A 16,511-nucleotide genomic window follows, 5' to 3' on the forward strand; every position below is an offset into this window, starting at 1 on the left:
TAGGTGGTCAATTTGAACTGGAAAGTGGTGGTCAGTTTGCTCCGAAACTGGTGGTCAATTTGCACTGGAATAGGATGGTCAATTTGACTGGTTTTTCCAACTTGACAACTCTTACGTACATTTTACTATCAATCCCCAACAGGACATCAAAACCAAATTTTGGGAGCCAATCAAAGACAGACCCTACACATAATAAGCCAATATCTTCAAATCTTCCATAAAATGATTTGAAATTTGTCCCGTTGGGGTCACTTTAAAAATCCCTAATTACTTAATTTTCAAGTACTAGGGATTTTTTATTTTAGCTATAGTCCACAATCAAAATTTAAGAAATAAAACTACCAGAATTGTCATAAAACTTAAATTTAAGCTTTTGCAATTATTTTTTAAATAAGGACTAATAGACACCTATTTAATATTGTAAAATAGCTAATCTAATTCAGATAAAGAATAATTTTACTTTATATCGCTAAGTTGATTTTTTCAAATTGAAAATTTCTAAAGTCCCCGTTTTTGAGTGGAAATACCTGATTACTGCATACTCTATTAAATCACTCCCATTTTTTTCATCAGGAACGTAGCGCTTCTGTTTTTGCAAATTCCGTCACGCAGTTTGTAATCAAAATGGAGTTCATTATTGATAATCTCCACTTCAAAACATTTATTAGTTAATATATTCGGATACTCATTTGTGGTCAGGCAAACTTCAATATCATGCGTAGCTATAGCTCCAACGGCTTTTTTACCAATCACTTTTTTGACCACTTCAATTGTTCCATTGCGTTTATCATCTGAATTGGTTCCGCGTAATATTTCGTCCAATAAAACAAATGCGGGTCTATTTTCCAGTTCGTCCATAATTTGCTTTAAGCGCTTGATTTCGGCAAAGAAATACGATTCACTATCGGACAACGAATCGGATAATCGCATGGAAACCAAAACTGGTAACGGATGCACATTCGCCTGCTTGGCACAAACTGGCGAACCCATTCCTGACAAAACCATGTTGATTCCTAAACTTCTTAGAAAAGTACTTTTACCGGACATATTTGAACCTGTTAAAATCATAAACGATTCGGGATGAAAACGCACATCATTTCCTATTCTGGTTTTTTCATTTAATAAAGGATGACTTAAATCCGTGAAATCTATTTCAAAATTGGTGTTTAATGTTGGATAAACAAACTCGGGATTGTTATATGAAAAATTAGCCAAGCTGTTCAGCATTTCGAATTCACCTATAACTTCCAGCCAATTTTCTAATGCTTCAGCATGGTCTTTTTTCCACTGAATTAATGATTTTAAAACATGTAAATTAAATAGAAACGTTCCATTGAATACGACAGCCGTTACGAAATTACTGATGCTGTCCATATTTGAAAACAAGCCTGCTAATTGTTTAAAATGAACGCTGGCATTTTCTTTTTTAAACATTAGTTTTTGCTGCAAATCAATTAATTTTTGTGATTGAAAAGATTCGTTTTCAATTTTTTGCAACAGCAAACTATATTGATGAATGGTTTTATCAATATTTGTAGAATTTGCTACTTCAGCTTGAATTCGCTTTATAAAACGTCCTAAAATCATTAAATTAATAACAAACAAATATGACAAAACAGAAGCAAAAAAGGTATTAGAAGTCACTAAATAAGCAATCAGAAATCCCAGAAAAAGAAGCGGTGAAAAATAAGAAATAAAAACACTCGTTTTAGACAACGGCGCACTATTGAATATGCTCCACTTGAGTAGCGTCTCATAATTTGATTGAATGTCATTGCTAACTTTGGCGAAAGCCAAAAATTCCTGACGCCAATCTAATTTTTCGGTTAATTCTTTTACTGCTTGATGATTTCTGGTAATTTCATCATTTGGCAGAAGTGTCAATAATTGGTTTGCGAATGTTTTTTTTCCGATAAAAGTAGCGGTTCTATTCAAGTTTTGGAACAAAGAATGTTCGCCAAAAATATCTAAATCATATGCATACGGATGATGAAAATCATTAAATTCCTGTCCATTTTCGAAAGGGATTTTATTTCTTTCCAAATAGGAAATTTCATTTTCATTAATGTCCAATAAGGCTTGATTAACTTGTTTTTCGAAAACTAATTTAGAATGAATTCGCATCAATATAACGAATAGTCCAAAAAGAAAAATAGCGGCAGCGATGAAAATAATTTCGCTGGTTTTGATGTAATAATAAATAGAAACCAAAAAAAGTACAATAGTAAAAAGTCTTAAAATACTTATACTATTGTACTTTTTATTGATTGCAGTTAATGCCGTTGAAAAGCGAATCTTTTTTGCTTTGTATATTTCCATAATTCAATTTGATGAATTGCAAATATAACGAAATAGATTACTTTGAGGTCTAAATTAAAAGGCAATGGCGATGCCAGACTACATAGAAATCAAGATTTCAAATGAATTAACACGGAATCAATCAATATGAATCGCTAAAATTGGAATATCAAAATTTGTAGCTATTTTTTTCGTTAAGCTAGGTTTGAAAATCCCTTCAAAAAAACCTCTTTTATATGTAAGCATTGTAAGGACATCAACTTCTTTATACATTATAAAATCCAAAATAGTTTCCTTGACTTCGTCGCTGTTGATGACAAAAAATTCAATGGGTTCATTAATAAATTCGTCTTCCCATTTAGCAACTGTATCTTTAGAGACATCAGAATCACTGGTTTTTACATACAAGCACTTTACTTTTGCTTTCGTTTTTTTGGCAATATCCAACACCATTTTTAAGGCTTTTTTATCTTTGGTTCTAAAACGAGTTGTGAATCCGATAATTTCAATTTTCTTGAATTTTGCTTCTATTGGAACACACAACATAGGAACGTCTATTCCTGAAATTACAGAACCTGTATTGGTGCCCATAAAAAAAGCATCCCATCCCGTGGCTCCGGAAGTTCCCATTATGACAAAATCTATTTTATCTTCTTTGATACATTTTTTAATATTATGGAGCAAATCCCCATCCATGAGCCTATGAGACATCTTTATTTTATCTAAATGACGCTCTTCGGCTATAGCCCGCAATTTTGGGATTTCCTCTTTAAACATATCAAATTGTGCTAACTCTAATGAATCATAAATGACCGCGTAATTTTCAGGGAAAAACTGATTGTCATAAATTGGCAGTTCAAAAGTGTGCAATAAAAAAAGTTCCCCGTGAACTATTTTTGCAAATTCTAAAGCATGTACAAAAGCATTTGTAGCTACTGTAGAAAAGTCGGTTGGAAAGAGAATTTTTTTCATTTGTATTATGCTTTTAAAGGATTCATTTACTAATAAATATTGAGAATTTTTCGAGTATTCAAATCGGAATTAATTTTATTCATGAATCGCCAAAATCGGTACATTGATGTGAAATGCTAATTTTTTTGAAAGACTAATTTCAAAAAGTTTCTCAAAGAAATTTCTGTGATACACATGCATTGCAATCAAATTAATTTTATGCAAATCGATAAAATTTAAAATAATTCCTTCCACATCTTCTCCTTTGATGGAGTGAAATGTAACTTCATTATTTTCTACTAATACCTTCCAATCTTCTCTGCTGTCGTCTTTAACTTCATGATGCGGAGACACTACACGAAGGCAATCAATTTGTGCGTGAAATATATTGGACAAAGACAAAACTCTTAAAAAAGACCCCGTATCCTCCGGTTTGTATTGTGTAATGAACAGTATTTTTTCGATAGAATGGTATTTACAGTTCTCCGGTATTGCCAAAACTAATGCTTTAACATCATTCATTACTTTTGTGGCTATCGTACCGAAAAAAGTTTCTTTAAGACCAGTGGCTCCTTTAGTTCCCATAACTACGAAATCGAAATTTTCATTCTCGGTTATTTTTTTTATTTCTGGAACCAAATTTCCCAAAATCAAAACATGACTTATTTTGATATGAGTTAAATTGTTTGCTTCCGCAATTTTTCTTAAAACAGGGACTTCATCTTTGTAATTCTCAAAATTACTGAGTTCCGTTACATCATAAATTTCATGTAAATACTCCGAAACATTAACATAATTGGCTTGTGGCAATTGATAAACATGCATTGTAACTATTTCAGCGTTAATGGATTCTGCCAATTTCAATGCGTAAATAAACGCATTTTTAGACACTTCTGAAAAGTCGGTAGGAAATAGAATTTTTTTCATAATACAGTTAAATTATTGCAAATCAATTATTTATATAAATTTACAAAACAAAAAACAAAATAGAATGATAATTATCAGTTTGGCTAATTTTTAACAAAAAATAAAGTTAATGGTTTAATAAGCGAGTCTTGTAGCCATGTCTATTTTGCTTACTTTTGCATCAAATTGAATTTAAATATGATACCTCACGATTCCATAGTGGCACTAGCAACTCCTTCGGGAGCTGGTGCAATAGCCGTAATTCGGATTTCCGGCCAAGATGCCATTACTATTGGAAATTCTGTTTTTAAATCCATCAAAAACAAAGAATTAACAACCCAAAAAACGCATACCTTACATTTGGGACATATTATGGATGATACCAAAACTTTGGATGAAGTGCTGGTATCTATTTTCAAAGGACCAAATTCCTATACTGGTGAAAACACTATAGAAATTTCTTGTCACGGTTCTACTTATATACAACAGCAAATCATTCAATTATTGCTTCGAAAAGGCTGTCGAATGGCAGATCCTGGCGAATTTACGTTGCGAGCATTTTTAAACGGGAAACTTGATTTGTCCCAAGCAGAAGCTGTTGCCGATTTAATTTCATCCGATAATGAAGCTTCACACCAAATTGCAATGCAACAAATGCGTGGTGGTTTCTCTAATGAAATAGCTAAATTAAGAGAAGAATTATTGAATTTTGCTTCACTAATTGAGCTCGAATTAGACTTTGCCGAAGAAGATGTAGAATTTGCTGACCGAACCCAATTTCACGAATTATTGAACCGAATCGAATTTGTCCTAAAACGATTAATCGATTCGTTTGCCGTAGGCAATGTGATTAAAAACGGAATTTCTGTAGCTATTGTGGGCGAACCAAATGTAGGTAAATCGACGCTTTTGAATGCTTTATTGAATGAAGAGCGCGCCATTGTTTCGGAAATTGCGGGAACTACGCGTGATACCATTGAAGATGAATTAGTGATTGGCGGCATTGGTTTTAGATTCATAGATACCGCCGGAATTCGTGAAACGGAAGATGTGGTAGAAAGCATCGGGATTCGTAAGACTTTTGAAAAAATTGAACAAGCGCAGGTTGTCGTTTTTCTGTTTGACAGTTCCGAGTTTAAAGTTTCAGGTTTAAAGTTAAAAGTAGAACTGGAAAAAATTAAAAATCAATTTCCATTAAAGCCACTTGTGATTATTGGCAACAAAGCAGACAAACTGGAAGAAAATGAAATTGTAAATCTAAAAGCTGAAATTCCAGAAATCTTACTTATTTCTGCAAAAGAAAAACTAGGTGTTGAGGAATTAAAGAATCAATTACTTTCATTTGTGAATACTGGTGCATTACGAAACAATGAAACAATCGTAACCAATACAAGACATTACGATTCTTTACTAAAAGCTTTGGATGAAATACAAAAAGTAAAATTTGGTCTTGAAACGAATTTGTCATCCGATTTGATGGCATTAGATATTAAGGAAGCTTTGTATCAATTCGGGACCATTACTGGACAGGTCTCAAACGACGAATTATTAGGCAATATTTTTGCTAATTTCTGTATCGGAAAATAGGTCTCACAAAACATCACAAAATAAAACAAAGAATCCCAGTTAAAATGTCATAAAACGGCATTTTAACTGGGATTCTTCTTTCTGTTTATTTAGCTTTATTTGCAGATAGTTTGTTCCTTTTTGTACCATTATTGTACCACGAAAATAATTTTCCTTGTTGGATTTTTTTTTGGCGAAATTATGACACACAGAGAGACACATAGACACAATGGGACACAAAATTAGTCACATTATGAGTTCTAACATTGAGGTTATCAGAATTTGTGAGCACTGCAAAAAACAGTTCACAGCCAGAACAACGCGCACACGGTATTGTTCGCACATTTGCAACAGCCGTGGTTATAAATCACTGGTACGCAAAGGAAAAGTAGAAAAAAGCAATAATGAGATCGTTCAGCTTTTAAACACAGATTTGGAAAAAATAAAGCCTCTTGAGTTTTTAAAAATTACTCAGGCAACCCTTCTTTTTGGAATCAGCAGAAGTACGCTTTACAGGTTAGTTAACAATGGACAACTGGACATTGCAAAGTTTGGCAAACGAACTGTTATCCGCAGATGCGATCTTGAAGCTTTTTTTGCAATTTGTATACAGGATGTAACCTTGAAAACTGGACAGCAATTTCCTGGTTTTGACAATTGCTATACTATAACGGAAATTCAACAGAAGTATAATATTTCTTCAGGAGCGCTCTATCTATTGATTCAACGGCAGGGTATAGTAAAATATTCCGTTGGAAAATTCACCTGTGTATCCAAACAGGATATTGATATAATTTTTAATGCTGCGGGAAGATGAAAAATATAAATGTTACGCTAAGAAAAAGGACGCTGCCAAGTGGTAAGATTACACTATATCTTGATTTTTTCCCTCCGGTTTACAACCCTAAGACTCATAAACTTTACCGTAGGGAGTATTTAAGTTTATACCTCGTTCCTAAACCAAAAAATAATGTTGACAAGACTATGAATTCTGAGAATCTATATAAAGCTGAAATAATCTGTGCAAATAGGTTTAATGAAGTAAATAAGCCGCAGATCTACAATCCTTTTGAACTGGAGCAACTTCGTCTTAAAGAGATTGGCGAAAAATCATTTCTACAGTATCTCAAGCTTGTTGCAGAGCATAAAACGGGTAATAACGGTGATATCTGGACTTATGCCATTATACACTTTGAAAATTTTCTTAAAAATGAGGATTTACTGATACAGGATATCGATGTGACTGTTATAGAAGATTTTAGGGAGTATCTCTTAAAGGCAAAATGTATCAGGAAAAAGGGTAAGTTTTTAGCTCAGAATACAGCTTTAACTTATTTCAATAAGATCAAAGCTACTCTTCGAAAAGCTTACAAAAAAGGATTACTTCAAACGGATGTTAATGCTGCGGTTGAAAGCATAAAGGAACAAGAGTCTCAAAGGAATTTTCTAACCATGGAAGAAGCTGTAAGGCTATTTAAAACCCCTTGTAAAAAGGAAATTGTCAAACGTGTCAGTCTTTTTTCTCTGCTTACAGGCATGCGCTATTCCGATATATCAAAACTTACATGGGAAGAAGTACAATACAGTAAAAGTGAAGGATATTACATAAGATTTAAGCAGCAAAAAACTGATAGACCAGTAACCCTTCCTATATCCCCCGAAGCATTCGAGTTTTTAGGCGAAAAAGTGGATCAATATAAGAGAGTCTTTTATGATTTAAAAAAATGGGATGTTGACCGGTTGCTGCCTATATGGGTTAACGACGCATCAATTGAGAAACATATTACATTTCACTGCTTTCGTCATACGTATGCAACATTGCAGATGGCAGCAGGTACCGACATTTTTACGGTTTCGAAAATGCTGGGGCACAAAAATATAAAGACCACTCAGATATATACAAAAATCATCGACGAGAAAAAAAGAGCAACAACTAATAAAATTTCATTTAAATAAGATTTTTTTAATACTGGTTAAAAAAAGAAAATGAATTCTTAGCTTTTACTTTAAAGTGGCTTTCAAAGCCACTTTAAAGTCGAAGGCAAATGGTTTATATTGCAGATTTTTTATAAAAACGGACAAAATGTTTTACAAAATCAAATTAAATATTAATCATTAAAAAACGTATCGATAAAAGTAAGAAATTTATTTAAAATAGTATCACCTATTTTTGATCTTTGTAAAATAGAGGGTTGATGTTCTAATACTTCCACTACCTCTTGTTTGGTTGGGATTCTTTGGGTGAATAAATAATCTTCTGTTAGTTTTTTTAGCTTGTCCGCATTTATCTTTTCATCTTGTACAAATTGATTGAAGGCTTTTTGCTGTTCTTCGATCATAAATGCTGCATAGCCTTCCTCTATTGAAGCATCTTCAAGTAATGGCAAGTTTTCTTCAATGAAACGTTCTATCAATTCGCGTTTGCTGCGCAGTTTGACATCTCCTGCAACGATATCTAGTATTTCTTTTTGTCTGCGTTCTTTTTCCTCTGGGTTTGTTGCTTTTAACTTGGCTAATAATCCTAAAATATAGGTTACTGTAATATCATCACGATGTATCAATTCTAGTTCAAAATCGACTTCGTTAAGTATGGAGGTTTTTTCTTTTTTACCTTTATCAGATAACTCTAAGTATTTGGATTTATAATTTTCAAATTCTTGTTCGCCTAAATCAATATCATCAAATTTAAAATCTACAAATGATGCAATTATGTTTTTTAACCGGATAATTTCACGAAACGCTTTTACAAATTCTAGCTCTTCGTCTTCGGTATATAAATCATCAACTGATTCAAAAGTTGGAGTAATTGCTGTTAAATTATCGTACGCTTCATTAATTTCTTTAACGTAGGTTTCGTATGGTTTTAAGATGATAATTTCTTTAGCCTTTTTATCTGAAAATAAGGCAATAGCATCATCAGTGGCTTTTTTAAGATTCCTAAATACGACAATATTTCCTTGTGATTTTTTATCACCAAGAATTCTATTAGTTCTGGAATATGCCTGAATTAAACCGTGGTATTTTAAATTTTTATCTACAAATAGGGTATTCAATGATTTACTATCAAATCCTGTTAGGAACATATTAACCACAAATAAAATATCTACTTGTTTAGAACGCACTCGTTGTGCTATGTCTTTGTAATAATTGTAAAAGGATTGACTGTCTTTTGTAGTCCAATTGGTTTTAAAGGTTTTGTTGTAATTTTCTATATAACTTTCTAGTTTATCTCTTTTATGATAGGCATTATAAACCTCTTCCTTTTCTGCTACCTCATTAAAATCTTTATTATCATAATCGTCTGTATCGCTAATCATTTCGTCATTGGCACCGAAACTAAAAATTGTAGCCATCTTTAAATCATGTTTACCCTCTTCTTTTAATTTAAGGAATAGATCATAATATTTAATCAGCATGCCTACGCTACTCACGCAAAACATAGCCGTAAACGTTTTGTTTTGCGTTTTAATGGGATGTTGCTGAATGATATAATTGGTGATTTTTTCAATGCGGTCTTTGCTTTCTAATAATTCTTGGGTATCAATTGCTTCTACTTCAATGTCAATTTCATTTTGCGAATTCTCACGCTCTTTGTACTTCCCTACATACTCCACAGAGAAACGCAGAACATTTTCATCTTTTATCGCATCGGTAATAACGTAACTATGCAATTGTTCTCCAAATAAGCTTGCCGTGGTTTGGTTTTGCTTGTTTTTAGACGAGGCATTTTCTGCAAAAATAGGTGTACCGGTAAACCCAAACATTTGATAGTTTTCAAAATATTGGGTTATCTTTTTATGTGTGTCTCCAAATTGAGAGCGGTGGCATTCATCAAAAATAAAAACAATTTTTTTGTCTTTTAGATCGTCCATTGTTTTAAGATGATGTTCTCTCGTAATAGCATTGTACAATTTCTGAATTGTCGTGACAATCAATTTGCTGTTGCTGTCTTTGAACTGGCGTACTAAATTGGCAGTGTTATTAGTTGGGTCAATACAATCAGGTTTGAATGCATTGAATTCTTTAGCGGTTTGGTAATCTAAATCTTGTCTGTCTACACAAAAAACTACTTTATCTACCTTAGGTAATTGTGATAAAATTTGGCTGGCTTTGAACGAAGTTAATGTTTTACCTGAACCTGTAGTGTGCCATATATAACCATTGTGATTACTATTTTTTACCTTGTCAATAATACGTTCTACGGCATTAAATTGATACGGACGCAGTACCATCAGCAATTTATCAGAATCGTGCAATACCGTGTATTTCGTGATCATTTTAGACAAATGACATTTCTCTAAAAAGGTATTGGCAAAATCCTCTAGTTTAGCAATGCGTTTGTTGTTTTCGTCTGTCCAATAAAATGTTTGTTTGTAATCGGGTTTTTTGTTTCCGAAATTGCTGAAGTATTTAGTATTTACGCCGGTACTAATTACAAATAATTGCACATAATTAAACAAACCTGTATTGGCTGAGAAAGAATGTTTTTGGTAGCGGTTGATTTGATTGTAGGCTTCTTTTAATTCTAAGCCCGTCTTCTTTAATTCTATTTGCACTAAGGGCAAACCGTTAATTAAAATGGTTACGTCATAACGGTTTTTATACGTCCCTTCAACCGTGATTTGATTGGTTACTTGATATTGATTTTGACACCAGAAATCCATATTTAAGAACTCTACATAAACCAATTCGTTATTGTCATTTTTGAAAGCAAACTTATCGCGTAGCAATAACGCCTTTTCAAAAACATTGTTAGACTTGGTTAAGTGGTTTAGTATTTGCTTAAAATCCGAATTAGAAAACACTTTGTTGTTGTGTTTTTCTAATTGCTTTTTAAGATTGACTAGTAAATCATTTTCATCTTTAATAGTTACTTTATCGTATCCATTTGAAGCTAATTGGTTGACTAGATTTTGCTCTAAAATTAATTCGGATTGTGATGTCATGTTATATTAATAGTTCGAGATTCTTTACAAATCTCGAAGTTTATTTAATTTTATATTTGGTTAATAATACTAAGAATTTTTCAGAACGCACAAAGTTTTGTTTCACTTTATTGACTTGAATTATATCTAAAAAGTCAAGATTTACGAGACCTAACAAATCAGTTCGTGCTGTAAAATTTGATATTAAAAATCTATTCTCTACTTCTTTTACAGTAAAAATACTTTCTGGTTCATCGTATAGTATTTTTAATAATTGCGCTTGACGTTCATTAACATTCGGAATTCTAACAAAACTTGCAATTTGTAAATTTTCTTTTTGTTTCAGTTGAATATATTCTTTTAATGCTTCGAACGATTTGTCCATCACCTTTAAATGATAGGTCATAAAGTAAGTCAAATCATTGGCATCTGCTTCGGTATATAAATAGGCTTTCTCGTACTGATTTTTAGTATCCTGAATAATCTTTGAAATAGATAAATACTCTGTAAGCCAATATCCTTTTTTCAATAAATACCAGTAAAACAAGGCACGCGCCGTTCTACCATTTCCATCTGTAAAAGGGTGAATGTAACCAATCATAAAATGAATAGTAGTTGCTTTAAGGATAGGGTGCATAAAAGTTTCTTTACTATCAGCATTAAAAAAGTCACATAAGTCTTTAATTAATATTTCCAGTTCTTTATGGCTAGGAGGTGTATGCACGACTTCGCCATCAATATGATTGACAACTTGTACATCATCAGATATTCTAAATGCGCCTTCCTCTTTTTTATCGTCTAATGTATCACAAGCAATTAGTCCGTGAACGTATAACAATTTTTCAGGGGTTAAATCGTCATTGCGATTTTGTGTGATGTGTTTGATTGTAACATAATTATTTACAATCATTTGTTCTGACTTGGTCTTTGGTTTTACTTCTTTACGAAGCATTTCTTTAGCTTTTTTACGGGTAGTATTGGCTCCTTCTATCTGGCTACTAGAGATAGCTTCTTCCATAATAGCACTTACCAAATATCTAGTTTTATCAGCATCTGGAACAACATTATTTGCTCCCATATAACCACCAATATTCATATCAAAATAGTGAAGTATTTTTTGAATATAATCAGTAGTCACATAATTAAATTGATAACTACCAAAAGAGATATTTTTGTAATTTACCGCTCTTGCCATTTTTACGGCAGACCAAAGTTGTATAGGATCTAAATCTAATATTTTTTTATATTTTACTTTATCCCAATATAAATACTCGTTATTAATTTCTTTTATCTTAACAACCACATCCGGTTTATTTGCCAGTGCAAATATTTTTTGATTAAAAATCATTTTCGGTGCATCTTCCATCTTAACAGTATTATTAAAGAGTTCAAATATAGTAAATACTTCGAGATTATTGATAAATCTCGAAGTATTTACACAAACATTTGCTGCAACAATACATTTTTATCATCCAATTTTTCAATTAGATTTTATTCTAATAGTATTTCGGATTAGGATATCATTTATTTATCATCGTATTTAACCATAGCCTGAGCAAAATGTTTAAAAACTGACAATTTTCCAGAATCTACAGCCAATGAAATTCCTCCTAATGGAAGATATCCCTCTTTAATCTTGTTTAAAACCTCAATTACTAGAAACTCTTTTGATTCCATTTCTAAAATAATGTAATCGATAATTTTTTTATTTTCCATAGTGTTTTTATTTACACAAACATTTGCTGTAACAATCCTTTTTTATATTCTTGGGTATCTTGTATTTGATTGGAAACTAATGCTATTTTTTCATCAATTGCTGAAAAGAAATTAGCGATTTTGGTTTGTTCTTTTAAAGTTGGTAAATCAATAAATAAATTTGAATAAATTGAAATCCAATGCCTTCCGTGACCTCCAACTTCAAATTTTAAATTTTGCATGGATTCATAAATGAATTTAATACAGATATTTTCTTTAGCCTTCAAAATTTTCATAGCACTTGATTTTGCTTTAAATGGAAAGTTAACAAATTGAGTTGCTGTAGTAAAATCATCAAAAATAATTACAGGAAGTTCTTCTTTTTTAAAAATGCCATTCACTTCATCGGTATATCCTAAAATAAAAGTTTTACCAGCCGTTAAAACAGGTGTTTTAAAACTATCATTGTAATCAGTACTATCAACAAGGTATTTCGTTGGCTGTTCAAAATTCAAACACTCCCCTAAACTTTTCTCTTCCCACTCCTCAAAATCATTACCATTATCATCTTTAAACCTGATTTCTTGGTTGAAGATTTTTTGCATGATGCCTTTTTTGTAGTCCTCTAAAAGAGCTTTTTTTTCTTTTAAAAGGTTTAGTTTTTCATCTACTGATGAAAGGAAATTGGCTATGCGGGTTTGTTCTTTGAGGGATGGCAGGTTAATATTTAAATCTTTTAAATCCGATAAATCTAGTTTACCAGCACCGATACCAGTTCCTGTAACCATATTTAATACTTTAGGTTCTGAATGAAAAAACCACTGTAAAATATATTTTGAATTTGAAACTTGATTATCAACAGAAATTGATTTTAAATCTTGATTAAAAGAAACATCAATTCCTGCAATTCCTATTGGGATTTTATTAAACAACATACTTCCTCTAACTAGCAAAAGTAAATCACCCTTTTTAGCTAATTTTGATCCTTTTTGTAAGCCCTCTAATGTTATTTTTAACTCTGAATTGGTATATTCAAGCCCTCTCATCGAAGAAGCACTTATCCAAGCTATGTCTCCATTCCAATAGTTTACATTATCTTTTGGAGGAGTTCCTCCCGAAGCCCATTGAGTAAACTGTCCCAACTTTCTATTGTCCCAATTATCTTTAAAGTCTGGAAACCTTAATTTTGGTTGTACTGTTTCCATATTAAAAAGGGGTTTTAATTTGGAGTTCACTACAAAAGGCAGCAATGGTTTTATCCACTTCATTCATTTTTAAATCAATGCTTTGCAATTGATCCGCCACCGCATTTACATCAATAGCGATCGCTTCTTCAAATGTGTTTACATACCGTGGAATGTTCAGGTTGTAATCATTGGCTTTTACTTCTTCGAGAGTTGCTACGTTAGAATATTTGTCTATTACGGTCCTGTTTTGGTAGGTTTCAATAATTTTATCAATGTCAAATTCACGTAGTACGTTTTGATTTTTTACTTTTTCAAAATCATTACTGGCATCAATGAATAAAATGTTTTCTGGCGTTTCTTTGCATTTCTTCAGCACCAAAATACAGGTTGGAATACTCGTGCCATAAAACAAGTTAGACGGTAAACCAATAATGGCATCAATGTAGTTGCAATCTTCAATTAAATACTTCCTAATATGTCCTTCGGCAGCACCTCGAAACAATACGCCATGCGGCGCAATACATGCCATAATACCGCTATCGTCTAACTGATGCACCATGTGTTGGATAAAAGCAAAATCAGCCTTGGTTCCTGGTGCCAGTCTGCCGTATTGCGAGAATCGCTCGTCATTGGTAAAAATAGGATTGGCAGACCACTTTGCAGAGAATGGTGGATTGGCTACGATGGCATCAAACTTAAAATCCAAGTGTTGCGGTTTTTCAAGTGTGTCTTCGTTTTTAATATCGAACTTATGATAATTCACATCGTGCAAAATCATGTTCATTCGCGCTAAGTTGTAGGTGGTACGGTTTTGTTCTTGAGCGTAAAAATGTCCTACCTCTTCTACCTCTCGTGCCACACGAAGTAAAAGCGATCCGCTACCACATGTTGGGTCGTAAACTGATTTTAACTTGCTTTTGCGAGTTGTAACAATTTTAGCCAAGATACTCGATACTTGTTGCGGTGTGTAAAATTCACCTGCTTTTTGTCCGGCACCGGCTGCAAATTGTGCAATCAAATACTCATAAGCATCACCCAAAACATCACCTTCGGTATTGTCTAAATCGAAATCAATTTCGTCCAATGCTGTAAGTATTTTTACAATAACATCGTTACGGTCTTTGGTGGTACGACCTATTTTAGTAGAGTTTAAATCGATATCATAGAATAGGTTGTCAAAGTCGTCTTGACTATCTGAACCCATGGTACTTTTTTCGATAGAATTCAAAACGTTGGCTAAATCTTCGAGAATAAAAGTGCTTTGAATTTGCTCTTCATCGTCTTGATTAATAACCTTTGCATTTCCTTTTTTGGCTATGTTTGAAAACAGTTCAGATGGTTTTAAGAAATATCCTAAGGCTTCAACAATGGCTTCTTTTAAAGCTTCTAAAATAGCTTTACCCTCACTACTATTTTCGTCAATAGTATTAAAAACGATTCCATCTGGCTTTAGGAACTCATTGGCTTTTTTTTCTAATTTTTCCGAAAGATATTTGTAGAAAATAAAACCTAATATGTAATCTTGAAATTGATTGGCTGATATTTTACCTCTTAGGATATTGGCAATCGCCCATAATTGGGTTTCTAAGAGTTTCTTTTGTTCGTCTGACATTGTATTTTTTTGACTTTTTTTGAATATTGGCTAAAGTAGTTATAAACTTATATACGGTAAAAACTTATTTTTCAATTTTCTTATAAAATCCTGCATACAATTTCATACGATTTTATGCCAAAAAATGCTGGTCAATTTAACCGGTTTTACCCAAGAATCAAACTTACTTTTAGACAGGTAACGAGGGTAAATTCATAAAAATAGGGCTTGATAAACACTCTTTCAATCCCTTATATTAAATCTTCCATGTCCTCGTTACGCTACCGCTCCTATTCCAAATCCATTACAATCTTTTCCCACGGCACCTTAGATCATTTTAGGTATGCCTTATTATTTCAAAGCTCATCCATAATGGTAAAATAATTAATGCGGCTTACAGATTGAATATACTAAATCCAATGGATGGGTCTGTAATTGAGTTAGGATATTTAATCCTTTGTCAAATTTTAATCTCATTTGCATTTGACTAATACAAATCATCATTACTTCCCCTTCATTTTTGTATTCAAAAACCAGTATGCTTTTGTCTTATTTCAGGAGCAAAGGTATCTCCGTGTTCTTAACGCAATAGCAAGGCCTGGTCCTTCAGATTTGATAAAAAATCTCCACCCATCCGGGTTGTATTTTTTATCAAAGCCTTGCTATTGCTAAACACTAACCTTTTTATGCTCATGAAACAAAACATAGCATACTCCGGCTCTTTGGACTAATAAAAAAATGTCAACAATGAAATTTAATACTATTTATATTGGAAATAGAGTGAAACAAAACAGCAACTCCTCTCATTACCGAATAAATTAATTTAAAAAATAATCCTAAAATAAAAAAACATGAACATCATCGGATGATTGACAAGGGATGCGGATGTACACACAACAACGCAGGACAAAAAAGTGGTAAATTTTTCAGTAGCTATCAATGATAGTTACAGAAATAAGCAGGGCGAACGCATAGAGCAAATTAGCTATTTTGACTGCTCCTACTGGATAAGTCCAAATGTAGCAAAAATACTCATTAAAGGTGCTTTAGTAGAGCTAACGGGAAGAGTAAGTACAAGAGCCTGGACTGCTACTAACGGGGAACTAAGATCTAGCTTAAATTTTCACATATCTACTATTAAATTACATGGAAGTAATAAGAAAATAGAACACACACAGGTTATCGTAAAACAAGAAAATACAAAGATCATTACAGAGGAGCCTGTAGATGATCTACCATTTTAACACTAAATACTTAATCATTTTTTCAACTTTTAAAATTTTAATATCATGGTGCAAATTCCAGTGATATTGACCACCCAATTCCAATTTAAAGTGAGCACCTGATTCCAATTCAAAATGACCACCCAATTCCGGGGCAAAATGACCACCC

At 32.6% G+C, this 16,511-nt stretch carries 13 protein-coding genes; 5 read left to right on the forward strand and 8 right to left on the reverse strand.

Translation table 11 applies throughout. The annotated features are described in order from the left end of the window. Nucleotides 1-221, forward strand: a 221-nt coding sequence (locus DR980_RS16430; protein WP_208630820.1) for a hypothetical protein, incomplete at its 5' end; no start/stop codon positions are given. A gap of 325 nt (nt 222-546) precedes the next feature. Here DR980_RS16430 and DR980_RS16180 read toward each other — a convergent pair. From DR980_RS16180 to DR980_RS16190, 3 genes are all read right to left on the reverse strand, one after another. Further along, the gene (locus DR980_RS16180; protein WP_113638018.1) at nt 547-2,319 is read right to left on the reverse strand and encodes a MutS-related protein; all 1,773 of its coding nucleotides are present in this window, start codon (nt 2,317-2,319) and stop codon (nt 547-549) included. 117 nt (nt 2,320-2,436) lie between these two features. Further along, entirely contained in the window at nt 2,437-3,270 is an 834-nt protein-coding gene (locus tag DR980_RS16185; protein WP_113638020.1) for a universal stress protein, read from the reverse strand. 75 nt (nt 3,271-3,345) lie between these two features. Continuing rightward, complete coding sequence (locus DR980_RS16190; protein ID WP_113638022.1) at nt 3,346-4,176, reverse strand: universal stress protein; 831 nt, start codon at nt 4,174-4,176, stop codon at nt 3,346-3,348. Between the two features lie 177 nt (nt 4,177-4,353). Between DR980_RS16190 and mnmE the strand changes: the two genes are divergently transcribed. The 3 genes from mnmE (at nt 4,354) to DR980_RS16205 (ending at nt 7,677) form a co-directional block, all read left to right on the forward strand. After that, complete coding sequence (gene mnmE / locus DR980_RS16195) at nt 4,354-5,742, forward strand: tRNA uridine-5-carboxymethylaminomethyl(34) synthesis GTPase MnmE (RefSeq protein WP_113638024.1); 1,389 nt, start codon at nt 4,354-4,356, stop codon at nt 5,740-5,742. Nucleotides 5,743-5,974: 232 nt separating this feature from the next. Then, nucleotides 5,975-6,538, forward strand: a complete 564-nt coding sequence (locus DR980_RS16200; protein WP_241258537.1) for a helix-turn-helix domain-containing protein — start codon at nt 5,975-5,977, stop codon at nt 6,536-6,538. Continuing rightward, complete coding sequence (locus DR980_RS16205; RefSeq protein ID WP_113638029.1) at nt 6,535-7,677, forward strand: site-specific integrase; 1,143 nt, start codon at nt 6,535-6,537, stop codon at nt 7,675-7,677. Before DR980_RS16200 ends, DR980_RS16205 begins: the two co-directional genes overlap by 4 nt. A 152-nt stretch (nt 7,678-7,829) precedes the next feature. Here DR980_RS16205 and DR980_RS16210 read toward each other — a convergent pair whose 3' ends face one another. From DR980_RS16210 to DR980_RS16230, 5 genes are all read right to left on the reverse strand, one after another. Continuing rightward, the gene (locus tag DR980_RS16210) at nt 7,830-10,667 is read right to left on the reverse strand and encodes a type I restriction endonuclease subunit R (protein WP_113638031.1); all 2,838 of its coding nucleotides are present in this window, start codon (nt 10,665-10,667) and stop codon (nt 7,830-7,832) included. A gap of 40 nt (nt 10,668-10,707) precedes the next feature. Further along, a complete protein-coding gene (locus DR980_RS16215) occupies nt 10,708-12,012 on the reverse strand; it encodes a Fic family protein (protein ID WP_099715399.1) in 1,305 nt (434 codons plus the stop codon). Nucleotides 12,013-12,170: 158 nt separating this feature from the next. Continuing rightward, a complete protein-coding gene (locus DR980_RS16220) occupies nt 12,171-12,362 on the reverse strand; it encodes a hypothetical protein (protein ID WP_113638033.1) in 192 nt (63 codons plus the stop codon). Nucleotides 12,363-12,373: 11 nt separating this feature from the next. Continuing rightward, on the reverse strand, nt 12,374-13,546 hold the full coding sequence (locus DR980_RS16225; RefSeq protein WP_167400576.1) for a restriction endonuclease subunit S: 1,173 nt from the start codon (nt 13,544-13,546) through the stop codon (nt 12,374-12,376). 1 nt (nt 13,547) lies between these two features. After that, the gene (locus DR980_RS16230; RefSeq protein WP_113638037.1) at nt 13,548-15,140 is read right to left on the reverse strand and encodes a type I restriction-modification system subunit M; all 1,593 of its coding nucleotides are present in this window, start codon (nt 15,138-15,140) and stop codon (nt 13,548-13,550) included. Between the two features lie 848 nt (nt 15,141-15,988). Between DR980_RS16230 and DR980_RS16235 the strand changes: the two genes are divergently transcribed. After that, nucleotides 15,989-16,363 carry a single-stranded DNA-binding protein gene (locus DR980_RS16235; RefSeq protein WP_244199327.1) on the forward strand — a complete coding sequence of 125 codons (375 nt, stop codon included), beginning with the start codon at nt 15,989-15,991 and terminating at the stop codon, nt 16,361-16,363. Nucleotides 16,364-16,511 lie beyond the last annotated feature (148 nt).

Origin of the sequence: Flavobacterium psychrolimnae (assembly GCF_003312425.1) — a bacterium.
Classification (GTDB): Bacteria; Bacteroidota; Bacteroidia; order Flavobacteriales; family Flavobacteriaceae; genus Flavobacterium; species Flavobacterium psychrolimnae.

Bases quoted from the DNA above. Each gene is read 5' to 3' on its own strand.
- DR980_RS16205 (WP_113638029.1), top strand. From the start codon at position 6,535: ATGAAAAATATAAATGTTACGCTAAGAAAAAGGACGCTGCCAAGTGGT.
- DR980_RS16190 (WP_113638022.1), bottom strand. From the start codon at position 4,176: ATGAAAAAAATTCTATTTCCTACCGACTTTTCAGAAGTGTCTAAAAAT.
- DR980_RS16200 (WP_241258537.1), top strand. From the start codon at position 5,975: ATGAGTTCTAACATTGAGGTTATCAGAATTTGTGAGCACTGCAAAAAA.
- DR980_RS16210 (WP_113638031.1), bottom strand. From the start codon at position 10,667: ATGACATCACAATCCGAATTAATTTTAGAGCAAAATCTAGTCAACCAA.
- DR980_RS16225 (WP_167400576.1), bottom strand. From the start codon at position 13,546: ATGGAAACAGTACAACCAAAATTAAGGTTTCCAGACTTTAAAGATAAT.
- DR980_RS16215 (WP_099715399.1), bottom strand. From the start codon at position 12,012: ATGGAAGATGCACCGAAAATGATTTTTAATCAAAAAATATTTGCACTG.
- DR980_RS16180 (WP_113638018.1), bottom strand. From the start codon at position 2,319: ATGGAAATATACAAAGCAAAAAAGATTCGCTTTTCAACGGCATTAACT.
- mnmE (WP_113638024.1), top strand. From the start codon at position 4,354: ATGATACCTCACGATTCCATAGTGGCACTAGCAACTCCTTCGGGAGCT.
- DR980_RS16230 (WP_113638037.1), bottom strand. From the start codon at position 15,140: ATGTCAGACGAACAAAAGAAACTCTTAGAAACCCAATTATGGGCGATT.
- DR980_RS16220 (WP_113638033.1), bottom strand. From the start codon at position 12,362: ATGGAAAATAAAAAAATTATCGATTACATTATTTTAGAAATGGAATCA.
- DR980_RS16185 (WP_113638020.1), bottom strand. From the start codon at position 3,270: ATGAAAAAAATTCTCTTTCCAACCGACTTTTCTACAGTAGCTACAAAT.